Consider the following 13,279-nt stretch of genomic DNA (forward strand, 5'->3'; position numbering starts at 1 on the left):
GTTGCGGAGTGGATCCGTGCGGGTGACCCGCACGGATCCACTCCGCATCAGGCCGACGCGTCGGTGAGGAGCTGCCGCTCGTCGTCGGCGAGCCGCAGGTCCTGCATCGGCAGCAGGTCGGCCAGCTGCTCGACGTTGCGGGCGCTGGCCAGCGGCGCGACCACGGTCGGCTGGTCGGCCAGCCAGCGCAGCGCCACCGCCGACCCGGTCACCCCGTGGGCGTCGGCGACCTGCGCCAGCGCGGCCAGGATCCGGTCCCCCCGCTCCCCCACGTGCTCGGCGGCCTTCGCCGCGCGCGGGGAGTCCACCCGCTCGCCGGCGCGGTACTTGCCGGTCAGGAAGCCGCGGGCCAGCCCGAAGTAGGGGAACGTGCCCAGGCCGTGCGCGGCGACCACGTCGCGCAGCTCGTCCTCGAACCGCGCCCGGTCGACCAGGTTGTAGTGCGTCTGCAGCCCGACGTAGCGGGTGACGCCGAGCTTCTCCGAGGTCTCCAGCGCCTCGGTCAGCCGCGCCGCCGAGTAGTTCGACGCCGCGACGTACCGGACCTTCCCGCTGGTCACGAGCTCGTCGAACGCGGTCAGCGTCTCCTCGAGCGGCGTCGTCGTGTCGTCGTAGTGGGCGTAGTACAGGTCGATCCGGTCGGTCCGCAGGTTGCGCAGCGACTGCTCGGCCGCCGTCCGGATCTCCACCGCCGAGAGCGGGTGCTCCTTCTCCATCGGCGAGGCCTTGGTGGCCACGACGAACCGGTCGCGGAGCCCGCGCTCGGCCAGCCACCCGCCCAGCAGCTGCTCGGAGCGGCCGCTGCCGTACATCTCCGCGGTGTCGACGAACGGGCTGACCGTCGACGGCGTCGCGTCGAGGTAGCGGTCGAGGACGGAAAGGAGCCGGGCTCATCCGCCGTCCAGCCGAAGACGTTGCCGCCCAGGCACAGGTCGCTGACGGTCAGGTCGGTCCCCGGGATCACTGGCACGCCGTCCACGCTATGCAGGGGGCCACGAGACCCGCTCACCAGCCCCCCGTGACGGACCGGTACGGCTGTGACTCCAGGGATTTCCCACCCCCCGCAGTGGCGTGATGGCTGGTCGGCATGGCACGGTGCCCCCTGGTCCGGCCTCCTGACGAGGCCGGATGCAACCGGGCGGGCGGCCGTGCGGTCCCCGGGGGAACTCCCCGACGCGGCTGACGCGTCGAGGGAGGACGGGGGCCGGCACCAGCCGCGCCCGGGCGCCAGACACGACACCGAGAGGAACCCTGTGAACAAGAGCGAACTGGTCTCCGCCATCGCCAAGCGCGCCGACGTGCCCGCGTCGACCGTCACCTCGGTCATCGACGGCCTCCAGGAGGAGCTCGTCGAGGCGATCACCCGGGGCGAGAAGGTCGCGGTCTCCGGCCTGCTGACCGTCGAGCGCACCCAGCGGTCGGCCCGGACCGGCCGCAACCCGCAGACCGGCGAGACCATCGACATCCCGGCCGCCAACACGGTCAAGGTGACCGCCGGCTCCAACCTGAAGAAGGCCGCCGGCAACGTCCCGGTCTGATCCGGACGGCACGGCGCCTGCCCCTGCGTCAGGATGCGGGGGCAGGCGCCGGCGCCGTCCAGGGAGCCATCCATCGGAGGAGACGTGACGGAACTCGAGGTGACCACCGACCCCGGTGAGGTGGGGTTCGACCCGGGACGGTTGTCCCGGCTGGACCGCCGGCTCGCCCGCTGGGTCGACGAGGGGCGGATCCCGGGCTTCCTGGTCACCGTCTCCCGGCACGGGCGGCTGGTGCACGTCGGCACCGCCGGACGGCGGAACGTCGAGGAGGGGCTGCCGGTCGAGGCCGGCACCCGCTGGCGCATCTTCTCGATGACCAAGCCGGTCACCTCGGTCGCGGCGATGATGCTGTACGAGGAGGGCGCGTTCGAGCTGAACGACCCGATCGCGAAGTGGCTGCCCGAGTTCGCCGAGCCGCGGGTCTACGTCGCCGGCTCCGCGCAGAAGCCGGTCACCCAGCCGGCGCTGGAGCCGATCCGGGTGCGGCACCTGCTCACCCACACCTCCGGGCTCACCTACGGCTTCCACCACGCGCACCCGTGCGACGCGATGTACCGGGCCGCCGGCCACGAGTGGGGCACCCCGCCCGGCGCCGACTCCGCCGAGGTCTGCCGGCAGTGGGCGGCCATCCCGCTGGTGTTCCAGCCCGGCAGCGAGTGGAACTACGGCGTCTCCACCGACGTCCTCGGCCGGCTGGTCGAGGTGCTCTCCGGGCAGCCGCTCGACGAGTTCTTCGAGCAGCGGATCTTCGCGCCGCTCGGCATGCGCGACACCTCGTTCGGCCTGCGGGACGGCGACGAGCCCGAGGCGCTGGCCCGCCTCTACGCCGCCGTCCCCGGTCCGCCCGGCGGGGCGCCGACCGGCTTCGCCCCGCTGGACGCCATGGGCGCCGCCGCCCACTCCAAGCCCGCGTTCCTCTCCGGCGGCGGCGGGCTGGTCTCCACCGCCGGTGACTACCTGCGCTTCTGCGAGCTGCTGCGCCGCGGCGGCGACCACGACGGCGGGCGGCTGCTCGGCCCGCGGACGATCGCGCACATGGTCCGCAACCACCTGCCCGGCAACCAGGACCTGGAGAGCTTCGGCCGGCCGCTGTTCGCCGAGACCCCGCTGCGCGGGGTCGGGTTCGGCCTCGGCTTCTCGATGGTGATCGACCCGGTGCGCTACGGCGTCGTGTCCAGCGTCGGCGACTACAGCTGGGGCGGGGCGGCGTCCACCGCGTTCTACGTCGACCCGGTGGAGGACGTCGTCGTCACCTTCTACACGCAGCTGCTGCCCTCGAGCACGCTGCCGATCCGCAACCACCTGCGGCAGCTGGTCAGCCAGGCCCTCGTGGACTGAGCGGGGAACCCGCGTGCTGCGCATCGGCTCGCTGGACGTGCCCGACGGCGCGTTCGTCGTCATGGCGATCGTGAACCGCACGCCCGACTCGTTCTACGACCGCGGGGCCACCTACGAGCTGCAGGCCGCCGTCGAGCGGGTGCACCGGGTGGTCGCCGAGGGCGCCGACATGGTGGACGTCGGCGGCGTCAAGGCCGCGCCCGGCGAGGAGGTGGACGCCGCCGAGGAGATCCGCCGCACCGTCGACCTGATCGCCGCGATCCGCGACGCCCACCCGGCGCTGCCCCTCTCCATCGACACCTGGCGGGCGTCGGTGGCGCGCGAGGCGCTGGCCGCGGGTGCCGACGTCGTCAACGACGCCTGGGGCGGGGTGGACCCCGAGCTGGCCGAGGTCGCCGCCGCGGCCGGCGCCGGGCTGGTGTGCACGCACGCCGGCGGCCTGCCGCCGCGCACCCGGCCGCACCGGATCGCCTACGACGACGTCGTCGCCGACATCGTGGGCCGGACGACGGCGCTGGCCGAGGCCGCGGTGGCGGCCGGCGTCGACCGCGAGCGCGTGATGGTCGACCCCGGCCACGACTTCGGCAAGAACACCCGGCACTCGCTGGAGGCCACCCGGCGGCTGGGCGAGCTGGTCGCCACCGGCTGGCCGGTGCTGGTCGCGCTGTCGAACAAGGACTTCGTCGGCGAGACCCTCGACGTCCCGCTGGAGGAGCGGCTCACCGGCACGCTCGCCACCACCGCGGTCAGCGCCTGGCTCGGCGCGCGGGTGTTCCGGGCGCACGACGTCGCGCCGACCCGGCAGACCCTCGACATGGTCGCCTCGATCCAGGGCACCCGCCCGCCCGCGCGCACCACCCGCGGCCTGGCCTGAGAGCGGTCGCCCCGCAGGATGGGCGGCATGGCGGAGATCCCCACCCTCGAGCCCGACGCCCGCACGCTGCACGGCTGGTTCGACCGCGACCTGCCGCCCGTGCTGAGCGTCGACCCCGGGACGACGGTCCGCTTCCGCACCCTCGACTCGGGCTGGTTCCTCGAGCCGCACACCGGCGACGTGGCCACCCGCCGCCGCGCCCCGGAGCACACCGAGGGCGCCGGTCACGCGCTCACCGGGCCGGTCGAGGTCCGCGGCGCCTCCCCCGGCACGGTGCTCGCCGTCCGGATCGACGACGTCGTCCCGGGCGCCTGGGGGACGACGTACGCCGGGCTGCGGCCGACCGCGTGGAACGTGCGGCTCGGCATCGATCAACCGGCCGTCGTCCCGTGGGAGATCGACGGCGGCACCGCGCGCAGCTCCGTCGGCACGGTCGCCGTCCGGCCGTTCCTCGGCGTGATGGGCATGCCGCCGGCCGAGCCCGGGCGGCACTCGACCATCCCGCCGTACTGGCACGGCGGGAACCTCGACTGCCGCGAGCTGGTCACCGGCGCGACCCTCTACCTGCCGGTACCGGTCGAGGGCGCGCTGTTCAGCGTCGGCGACGGGCACGCGGCGCAGGGGGACGGCGAGGTGAGCGGGACGGCGATCGAGTGCCCGGTCGAGCGCGCCGACCTCACCCTCGACGTCCTGCCCGACCTGTGCGACCGGCCGCTGACCACCCCGGTGGCCGACACCCCGGCCGGCTGGGTGGCGATGGGCCTCGGCGACGACCTCGACGAGGCCGCGGCCGACGCGCTGGATGCGATGCTCGGCCTGCTCGGCGCCCTGCACGGGCTGGGCCGGTCCGAGGCGATGGCGCTGGCCAGCGTCGTGGTCGACCTGCGGGTCACCCAGGTCGCCAACCAGGTGTTCGGCGTGCACGCCCTCCTCCCGCGGGGCGCCGTGCGGGCATAGCGTTCCGCCGTCCGTGAGGAGCTCATTGAGGAGGTGGCGGGATGTCCGGTCGGGTCGTGCACTTCGAGATCCCCTTCGACGACGGGGACCGTGCGCGCAGCTTCTACAAGGAGGCGTTCGGCTGGCAGTTGATGGAGATGCCCGAGATGGACTACACGATCGTCTCGACCGGCCCCAGCGGTGAGCAGGGACCGACCGAGCCGGGGTTCATCAACGGCGGGATGCTCTCCCGGCAGATCGCGGCGACGAAGGGCCCGGTGGTCGTCGTCGACGTGGAGAGCATCGAGGTCGCGCTGGAGCGCATCGGTGAGCTGGGTGGGTCGACCGTCGTGGGGAAGACGCCGGTCGGCGACATGGGCTTCGCCGCCTACGTGACCGATCCCGAGGGCAACGTCGTCGGCCTCTGGGAGACCGCCGCCGGCTGAGCCCCTCCCGCTTTCGGCGCCGGAAGCGGTCCCGCTTCCGGCGCCGAAAGCGGGAAGTAGGTTCCCCCGCATGGCCGCCACCGGGTTCCACACCGCCGACGAGCTCAACGACCTGCTCCCCGGCACGCTGCCCGGACTGCTCGGCCTGCGGATCACCGCCCACGAACCGGGGCGGCTGGAGGCGCGCCTCGAGGTCCGCCCCGAGGTGCTCGCGCCCAACGGCTACCTGCACGCGGCCACCGTCGTCGGCCTCGCCGACACCGCCTGCGGCCTGGCCACCCGCGCGCTGCTGCCCGAGGGGGCCAGCGGGTTCACCACCATCGAGCTCAAGTGCAACTACCTCGGGACGGCGCGCGACGGCGGGATCGCCGTCGTGGCCACCAACGCCCACGCCGGGCGGACGACGCAGGTGTGGGACGCCGTCGTCCGCGCCGAGGGCAGCGGGAAGACCATCGCGCTGTTCCGCTGCACGCAGTCGGTGCTCTGGCCGAAGTGACCCCCGGGTAACCCCCGCCACCCGGGATGTGAGACTGGCGCCACACCGCATCGCGAGGAGGAATCCGTGGCCCTGGCCAGCCCCTATCCCGACGTCGAGATCCCGGACCTGTCGGTACCCGAGTTCGTCCTGGCCGCGGGGCGCGAGCGGCCGGACTCCCCCGCGCTGATCGACGGCCTCAAGGGCGACACCATCACCCACGGCCAGCTCGCCGCCTACGTCGACCGGGTCGCCGCCGCGCTGCACGAGCGGGGCCTGCGCAAGGGCGACGTCGTCGCCGTCTTCTGCCCCAACACGCCCTGGTACCCGGTGGTCTTCCACGGGATCGCCGCCGCCGGCTGCGTGATGACGCCGATCAACTCGCTGTACACGCCCGAGGAGATCGCCTTCCAGCTGCGCGACTCGGGCGCCAAGGTTGTCATCACGATCTCGCTGTTCATGGACCGCGTCGGCGCCGCGGTCGAGAAGAGCCCGGTCGACGAGGTCATCGTCATGGACGGCATGGAGGGCCACGCCTCGCTGCTCGACCTGCTCGGCAGCCAGGCGCCGTCGGTGCAGGTCGACATCGACCCGGCGACCGACCTGGTCACGCTGCCCTACTCCAGCGGCACCACCGGCCTGCCCAAGGGCGTCATGCTCACCCACCGCAACCTGGTGGCCAACGTCGCCCAGTGCCGGCCGCTGATCCGGCTCGGCGAGGAGGAGCGGATCATCGCCGTCCTCCCGTTCTTCCACATCTACGGGCTGACCGTGCTGATGAACCAGGGCCTGGCCTGGGGCGGCGCCGTCGTCACGCTGCCGCGCTTCGACCTCGAGGACTTCCTGCGCACCATCCAGGACCACAAGATCACCCGCGCGTTCGTGGCGCCGCCGATCCTGCTGGCCCTGGCCAAGCACCCGCTGGTCGACCAGTACGACCTCTCGTCGCTGACCTCGATCCTCTCCGGCGCCGCGCCGCTGGACGAGGCGCTGGCCAACGCCGCCCAGGAGCGGCTGCGCAGGGGCGCCGACTCCGGTGTCACGGTGGCGCAGGGCTACGGCATGACCGAGCTGTCGCCGGTGTCGCACACGACGCCCGACCCGGGCGCCGAGCCGCCGGGCGCCGCCGGGGCGGTGCCGAAGGGCTCGGTCGGCTTCGCCATCCCGAACACCGAGTGCCGGCTGGTCGACCCGTCCACCGGTGCGGACGCCGCCGACGGCGAGCGCGGCGAGCTGTGGATCCGCGGCCCGCAGGTGATGAAGGGCTACCTGAACAACCCGTCGGCCACCTCCGACACGGTCGACGCCGACGGCTGGCTGCACACCGGGGACGTCGCCGTGGTCGACGGCAACGGCTGCTACACGGTGGTCGACCGGGTCAAGGAGCTGATCAAGTACAAGGGCTACCAGGTGGCCCCGGCCGAGCTCGAGGCCGTGCTGCTGACCAGCCCGGACATCGCCGACGCCGCGGTGATCGGCGTCAGGGACGAGGCGACCGGCGAGGAGCTGCCCAAGGCGTTCATCGTGCGGGCGCCGGGCTCGGAGATCTCCGAGCAGCAGGTCATGGACTACGCCGGGGAGCGGCTCGCGCCGCACAAGAAGATCCGCGCGGTGGAGTTCATCGAGCAGGTGCCGAAGTCGGCGGCGGGCAAGATCCTGCGCAAGGACCTCAAGAACAGGTGAGGACCGGAGTGGATCCGTGCGCGTCACCTGCACGGATCCACTCCGCTCATGTAAGGACCTCCGGTGTTGATCGCGCTGGTGGTCTCGGGTTGCATGAGCGGCCCGGCTGGTCCGGTGGGTGGCGTCGAGTTCCGCTCTGAGAACCGCGTTGAGGAACGTGGGGTCTCGTTCGTCTGATTGCCACCGCTGGCCCGGTCACGGAGTCCCGAATGAGGGAAGTGGGCCGATCCTTCGAGGTCGGGCCCGCTTGCAGCACATGAGTGGGTGCCGCGATCGGGATCGTCTCGGCCGGCGCTCGTCGCGCGTGGGGCCGTGACCGTGATCTTCGCGTCGCTCGTCGCGGCCGACCGGAGGCATCGATCCGGGTCGGCAGCGAGGAGCAGCCCATGTCAGCGGAACGTCGCCTGGTCGGAGTGGACCTGGGGATCGCCAGCGAGCACACCGTCCGGGTGCTTTGCGGTGATGGCAGCGAGGTCTGCCGCCGGCGGGCCCGCCCGACGGTGGAGAGCCTGGCCGCGGTGGAGGCCGCGGCGCTGGCCGGCGCCGTTCCGGGCACCCGCCTGGAGGTGGTGATGGAGCCCACCGGACCGGCCTGGCTGCCGGTCGCGGTGCTCTTCCTCAACCGGGGACATCTGGTGTTTCGGGTGGCCAGCGCCACGGCCGCCGATCTGCGCCGATTTCTGTCCCGGCACGCCAAGAGCAACGGCATCGACGCCGACACCCTGGCCCGGCTACCGCTGCTGGCTCCGCAGAGTCTGCAGCCGCTGGAACTGCCCGGCGCCGCAGCCGCCGCGCTGGACCGCCGGGTGCGCGCCTGCGACCGGCTGACCCAGCAGGGAGCGCTGCATCAGCGGCGGCTCAAGGACCTGGTCCGCCAGCTGTTGCCCGAGTCCCCACTGACCGGGGACCTGTCCAAGACCGACCTGGCAGTCCTGGAACGCTGGGCGGACCCACGGGCGCTGCTGGCCGCCGGCCGGACCCGGCTGCTGACGGTGATCAGCAAGACCTCCCAGGGCCAGCAGGGCGCCGCCCGCGCCGACGCCTGGCGGGCCGCCGCAGCGGCCGCGCTCGAGCTCTACGGCGAGCACCCGGCCGCGGCGTTCACCGACCTGGCCGCCGGGCCACCGAGGTGCGATTGCTGCAGGCCGTGCAGGCCGAGCTGACCGGCCACGCCATGGCTCGTGCCGAGGCCTACCGGTTCACCGACCCCGCCGCGCTGGCCGCCAGCCTGCCCGGGCTCGCCGAGATCGGCGCCCCGACGGTGACCGCGATCATCGGCCGCCCCGGCCGCTTCCGGACCGGCAAGCAGTTCCGCTCCTTCACCGGCCTGGCCCCGAAGGCCAGCGAGACCGGGAACACCGACCGCAAGGGCGAGCCGATGAGCAAGGCCGGCAACCGGCTGCTGCGCACCACGCTGATCCGCGCCGCGGACAACGCCCGCCGCCAGGACCCGCAGCTGGCCCGGATCTACTACGTGCAGATGGTCGAACGCGGCGCCGGACACCTCAAGGCCTGCTGCGTGGTCGCCGCCCACCTCGCCGAACGGCTGCACGCCGTCCTGGTCCGCGGCATGCCCTACGTCGTCTGCGACACCGACGGCACCCCGGTCGACCCGGCCACCGCCAAGAAGATCATCGCCGAGCAGTGGACCGTCCCGCCCGAGGTCCGCGCCCGCCGGCGCAGCCGCAAACGGGTTCCGAACAGCCGGGCGGGGAAGGCCCCTCAGCAAGTCCACACGGGACATGACAGGTCAGACACCCGAAGGGTCGACAAACGAGGCGACCTTCCCCGCGACCTCAGCCTGCGCGGCGCAAGAACGCCGGTCAAGACATCCACTTGACCGCGAAGCGGCCATAGGGAATCAGCCGAGGACGGCGTCGCGGCGGCGGGCGTAGCGCGTCGCGCCCAGGCTCAGCAGCAGCCGCGTGCGCGGGTCGGCGTCGGCGAGCACCTGCGACAGCTCCGCCGGGTGGCACTGGTCGGCGACCCACGGGACGACGAACAGCAGCCGGCTCAGCGGGGTGTCGGCGCGCAGCCGGTCGACCGCGCGGGCCATCTCCTCGCCGGTCACGTGCGCGTGCAGCAGCGGGAAGACCACCGCCTCCTCCTCGGCGAGGTGCTCCTCGACCAGGTCGGCGATGTTCCACAGCACCGGCGCGAGCAGCGGCGCACCCGAGCTCGGGCAGCGGGCGAACACCGGCAGCACCGACCAGGCCTGCGCCAGCAGCCGCTCCAGCGCGACGTGGTGGGCGGTCAGCGGCGCGAGCTCGGCCCAGTCGTCGGCGGAGACGATGGTCAGCGGCCACAGCGCGGCGTCCTCGTGCACCAGGTGCGCGCCGACCTCGCCGAGCACGGCCTGCGCGAACTGGGTGATGCCGCGCTGCCGCTGCCGGTCGCAGGCGTCGTCGCGGGCGATGCCGTCCACGGCCTCGGCGAGCAACCGGGTGCCGGAGCGCAGGGCGCGGTGGACCAGCGTGAAACCGGTCAGGTCGGGAGCGGCCGGCTCGGTGCGGCTGGTCGGGGTCCGGTCGGCGCTGGTCGGAACGGTCGTCGTCATGGCGGTCACCTTCGGCGGAACCGCTGGTGAGGCGCTTGCGTCCCGCTTGCACCCCGGCTTGCACGTAGGCTGCGCGGCGCTATGACGGTGGAGTTCGGGGTGCTGGGCGGCGTCTGGGCGGCCCTGGACGGCGACCCCGTCGACCTCGGCGGGCACCGGCAGCGGTCCGTCGTCGCCCGGCTGCTGGTCGCGCGCGGCGCCGTCGTCCCCGCCGACCTGCTCGTCGGCGACCTCTGGCACGCCGAGACCCCGCCGCGCGCCCAGGCCGCCCTGCAGGCGCACATCAGCCACCTGCGCCGCTCGCTCGAGCCCGACCGGCCGCCGCGCGCGCCGGCCCGGCTGCTGGTCACCGTGCCGCCCGGGTACGCGCTGCGACCCGACGACGAGGCGGTCGACGCGCTGCGCGCCGCGCGGCTGCTGGCCGAGGGCGACCGGCTGGCCGGCGACGACCCGGCCGCCGCCCGCGACCGCTACGCCGCCGCCCTGGAGCTGTGGCGGGGACCGGCCTACGCCGAGTACGCCGGCGACCCGTGGGCCGCGCCCGAGGCCGCCCGGCTCGACGAGCTGCGGCTCACCGCGGTCGAGCGCTGGGCCGCCGCGTCGCTCGACGTCCCCGGCGGCCCCGACCCGCTGGCCCAGCTGCGCGCGCACGTCGCCGAGCACCCGCTGCGCGAGGAGGGCTGGCGGCTGCTCGCGCTGGGGCTGTACCGGGCCGGCCGGCAGGCCGACGCGCTGGCCGCGCTGCGCGAGGTGCGCGGCCGGCTGGCCGACGAGCTCGGCGTCGACCCGGGTCCGGCGCTGCGCGCGCTGGAGGACGACGTCCTCGCCCAGGCGCCGCGCCTCCTGCACCCGCCGGGAGTGTCCGCGCGTGCTGGTGCTCTGCATGCACCGCGCACGCAGAGCACCAGCACGCCGGAGGACGTCCCTGGGCCTGCGCTGCTCGGCCGGGACGCCGAGCTGACCGCCCTGCACGCGGCGGCGTCCGCGGCGGCCGGCGGGCGGCTGCAGGTCGCCGTCGTCACCGGCGAGGCGGGCAGCGGCAAGTCGGCGCTGGTCGAGCGGCTGGCGGCCGACCTCGCCGCCGCGGGCTGGACGACGTGCCCCGCCCGCTGCCCCGAGACCGACGGCGCCCCCAGCGGCTGGCCCTGGACCGAGGCGCTCGGCCGGCTGGCCCGCACGCACCCGCCCGCCGAACCCGACCGGCTCGCCCCGCTCCTCGGCGACGCACCCGAGCCCGCCGCCGGTGACGCCGCCGCCTCGCGGTTCCGGCTGCACCGCGCCGTCGCCGGCTGGCTGGCCGACGTCGCCGTCGCCGCGCCGCTGCTCGTCGTCCTCGACGACCTGCACCGCGCCGACCAGGAGACCGCCGCCCTGCTGCGCGACGTGGTCGCGGCGCTGGAGCGCGCCCGGGTGCTGGTCGTCGTCGCCACCCGGCCCGAGCCGCTGCCCGAGCTGGACGCCGCGCTCGCCGCCCTGGCCCGCCGCTCGCCGCTGCGGCTCGCGCTGGGCGGGCTCGACGACGAGGCGGTCGGGCGCCTGGTGGACGACGTCACGGCTACCCCGGTCGGCGACGCCGTCCGCGCCGCCATCGCCGAGCGCACCGGCGGCAACCCGTTCCTCGTCCGCGAGCTGGCCCGCCTGGTCTCGGGCGGCGCCGACGTGGGCGCGGTGCCCAGCGGGGTGCGCGACGTCGTCCGGTCGCGGCTGGCGGCGCTGCCCGCGCAGACCGGCAGCCTGCTGCGGCTGGCCGCGGTCTGCGGCCGGGACGTCGACGTCGACGTGCTGCTCGCCGCCGCGCAGGCCGACGAGGACGACGACGCCGTGGTCGACGCCCTGGAGTCGGCGCTGGTCAGCGGCCTCCTCCTGGAACCGGGGCCGGGGCGGCTGCGGTTCGTGCACGCGCTGGTGCGCGACACCCTCTACCAGGACCTCTCCTCGCTGCGGGCGACGCGGCTGCACGACCGGGTGGCGCGGGCGCTGGAGGAGCTGCGGCCGGGCGACGTCACCGCGCTGGCGCACCACTCGGAGGCCGCCGGGCCGGCCCGGGCCGCGGCGACCGCGCGCCACGCCGCGGCCGCCGCCGAGCTGGCCGAGCGCCGCTTCTCCCACCGCGACGCCGCGCAGTGGTGGCAACGGGCGGCGCGGGCGGCCGCGACCGCGCACCCGGACGACGAGGCCGGGCGGCTGCGGCTGGTGGCCCGCGGGGCGCGGGCGGCGACGCTGGCCGGCGACCTGCCCACCGGCCGCGGGCTGCGCGACGCGGCGCTGCCGGAGGCCGAGCGGCTGGGCGATCCCGTGGTCACCGCGGAGGTGCTGCTCGCCTGCGACGTCCCCACGATGTGGATCCCCCGGCACACCGCCGTCGACGACCGGGTCGTCGCGGTGGCCGAGCGGACCATCGCCGCGCTGCCCGACCGGCCGGACCTGCGCAGCCGGCTGCTCGGCGTCATCGCCTTCGCGCTCTCCGGCGCCCCCGACCCGCGCGGCTACGAGGCCAGCCTGGAGGCCGTCGAGCTGGCCCGCGCCACGGGTGACCCGCTGCTGCTCGCCTCGGCGCTGAACGCCCGCTACCTGAACACCTACCGGTACGGCGGGCTCGACGAGCGCGGCCGGCTGGGCCGGGAGCTGCTGGAGCTGGCGCAGCGCGAGGACCTCGGCCTGTTCGAGGCGACCGCGCGGCTGGTGCTGGTCCAGCACAGCTGCGGCGTCCTCGACCTGGCGGCCGCCGACGAGCACGCGGCCGAGGCCGAGCGCCTGGCGCTGGCCTTCGGGCTGCCGCTGCTGCGCGGCATCGCCACCTGGTACCGCGGCCTGCGCGCCGCGCTGGCCGGCCGGTACGACGAGGCCGAGGAGGCCTACGGCACCGCCGTCGGCCAGGTCGGCGAGACCGGCTTCTGGGCCGACCAGGCGCACGCGCTGTGGTGGATCTCGGTGTTCTGCCTGCGCGTCGCCGCCGGCCGCCACGACGGCCTGGCCGAGTCGACCCGCGCCATGTACGACACCGCGCCCGAGGACGCGCACGAGGTGCTCGCCGCCGCGCTCGCCCTGGAGGACCGGCTGGACGAGGCCCGGGAGCTCGCCGCCACCCGCTACCCGGTCGGCCAGGACTTCTTCACGCCGCTGTGGCTCTACCTGCGCGGGGTCCTCGGCCTCGCCGTCCGCGACGAGGGGCGGGTCGCCGAGGCCTACGCCGGGCTGCTGCCGCACGAGGGCACCGTGTGCGGCGCCTGGACGGCGACGGTCGCCCTCGGCCCGACCGCCACCCTGCTGGCCCGGCTGGCCGCGCACCGCGGGGACGCCGCGGCGGCGGCCCGGCACCAGCGGACGGCGGCCGAGGTGGCCCGGCGGACCGGCAACCCCGACTGGGTCACCGCCGCCGAGCACGCTCTCGATCGAGCTTCATCGCGATCAAGCACGGGTGCTTGATCGCGA

The 13,279-nt window shown here is 75.0% G+C and carries 12 protein-coding genes; 10 read left to right on the forward strand and 2 right to left on the reverse strand.

Annotated features, from left to right (window positions below):
- Positions 1–47 precede the first annotated feature (47 nt).
- Positions 48–812: an aldo/keto reductase gene (locus ACI797_RS18270; RefSeq protein ID WP_456860167.1), complete on the reverse strand. Its 765-nt coding sequence runs from the start codon at positions 810–812 to the stop codon at positions 48–50.
- 441 nt (positions 813–1,253) lie between these two features.
- On the opposite strand from ACI797_RS18270, the gene ACI797_RS18275 reads away from it, so the two are divergent.
- From ACI797_RS18275 to ACI797_RS18315, 9 genes are all read left to right on the forward strand, one after another.
- Positions 1,254–1,538, forward strand: coding sequence for an HU family DNA-binding protein (locus tag ACI797_RS18275; RefSeq protein ID WP_456537623.1), 285 nt, complete (start codon positions 1,254–1,256; stop codon positions 1,536–1,538).
- Positions 1,539–1,622: 84 nt separating this feature from the next.
- Positions 1,623–2,876, forward strand: a complete 1,254-nt coding sequence (locus ACI797_RS18280) for a serine hydrolase domain-containing protein (RefSeq protein WP_456860168.1) — start codon at positions 1,623–1,625, stop codon at positions 2,874–2,876.
- A 13-nt stretch (positions 2,877–2,889) separates the two neighbouring features.
- Positions 2,890–3,750, forward strand: a complete 861-nt coding sequence (folP, locus tag ACI797_RS18285) for a dihydropteroate synthase (RefSeq protein WP_456860169.1) — start codon at positions 2,890–2,892, stop codon at positions 3,748–3,750.
- Between the two features lie 27 nt (positions 3,751–3,777).
- Positions 3,778–4,707: an acetamidase/formamidase family protein gene (locus tag ACI797_RS18290; RefSeq protein WP_456860170.1), complete on the forward strand. Its 930-nt coding sequence runs from the start codon at positions 3,778–3,780 to the stop codon at positions 4,705–4,707.
- A gap of 41 nt (positions 4,708–4,748) precedes the next feature.
- Positions 4,749–5,132 (forward strand): VOC family protein, encoded by a 384-nt coding sequence (locus ACI797_RS18295; protein WP_456860171.1) that lies wholly within the window; start codon positions 4,749–4,751, stop codon positions 5,130–5,132.
- A gap of 70 nt (positions 5,133–5,202) precedes the next feature.
- Entirely contained in the window at positions 5,203–5,628 is a 426-nt protein-coding gene (locus tag ACI797_RS18300) for a PaaI family thioesterase (RefSeq protein ID WP_456860172.1), read from the forward strand.
- Positions 5,629–5,694: 66 nt separating this feature from the next.
- On the forward strand, positions 5,695–7,290 hold the full coding sequence (locus ACI797_RS18305; RefSeq protein WP_456860173.1) for a 4-coumarate--CoA ligase family protein: 1,596 nt from the start codon (positions 5,695–5,697) through the stop codon (positions 7,288–7,290).
- A gap of 386 nt (positions 7,291–7,676) precedes the next feature.
- Positions 7,677–8,453, forward strand: a complete 777-nt coding sequence (locus ACI797_RS18310; RefSeq protein WP_456860174.1) for an IS110 family transposase — start codon at positions 7,677–7,679, stop codon at positions 8,451–8,453.
- Positions 8,426–9,130, forward strand: coding sequence for a transposase (locus tag ACI797_RS18315; RefSeq protein ID WP_456860175.1), 705 nt, complete (start codon positions 8,426–8,428; stop codon positions 9,128–9,130). The genes ACI797_RS18310 and ACI797_RS18315 overlap by 28 nt, the downstream gene beginning before the upstream one ends.
- A 21-nt stretch (positions 9,131–9,151) precedes the next feature.
- Here ACI797_RS18315 and ACI797_RS18320 read toward each other — a convergent pair whose 3' ends face one another.
- Positions 9,152–9,847, reverse strand: coding sequence for a hemerythrin domain-containing protein (locus tag ACI797_RS18320; RefSeq protein WP_456860176.1), 696 nt, complete (start codon positions 9,845–9,847; stop codon positions 9,152–9,154).
- Positions 9,848–9,928: 81 nt separating this feature from the next.
- Here ACI797_RS18320 and ACI797_RS18325 point away from each other — a divergent pair, with 81 nt between their 5' ends.
- Positions 9,929–13,273, forward strand: a complete 3,345-nt coding sequence (locus ACI797_RS18325; RefSeq protein ID WP_456860177.1) for a BTAD domain-containing putative transcriptional regulator — start codon at positions 9,929–9,931, stop codon at positions 13,271–13,273.
- Positions 13,274–13,279 lie beyond the last annotated feature (6 nt).

Source organism: Geodermatophilus sp. SYSU D00691, assembly GCF_054050275.1.

Coding starts and splice junctions, on each gene's coding strand:
- ACI797_RS18270 (WP_456860167.1), bottom strand. CDS start 812: ATGTACGGCAGCGGCCGCTCCGAGCAGCTGCTGGGCGGGTGGCTGGCC.
- ACI797_RS18290 (WP_456860170.1), top strand. CDS start 3,778: ATGGCGGAGATCCCCACCCTCGAGCCCGACGCCCGCACGCTGCACGGC.
- ACI797_RS18295 (WP_456860171.1), top strand. CDS start 4,749: ATGTCCGGTCGGGTCGTGCACTTCGAGATCCCCTTCGACGACGGGGAC.
- ACI797_RS18300 (WP_456860172.1), top strand. CDS start 5,203: ATGGCCGCCACCGGGTTCCACACCGCCGACGAGCTCAACGACCTGCTC.
- ACI797_RS18310 (WP_456860174.1), top strand. CDS start 7,677: ATGTCAGCGGAACGTCGCCTGGTCGGAGTGGACCTGGGGATCGCCAGC.
- ACI797_RS18320 (WP_456860176.1), bottom strand. CDS start 9,847: ATGACGACGACCGTTCCGACCAGCGCCGACCGGACCCCGACCAGCCGC.
- ACI797_RS18325 (WP_456860177.1), top strand. CDS start 9,929: ATGACGGTGGAGTTCGGGGTGCTGGGCGGCGTCTGGGCGGCCCTGGAC.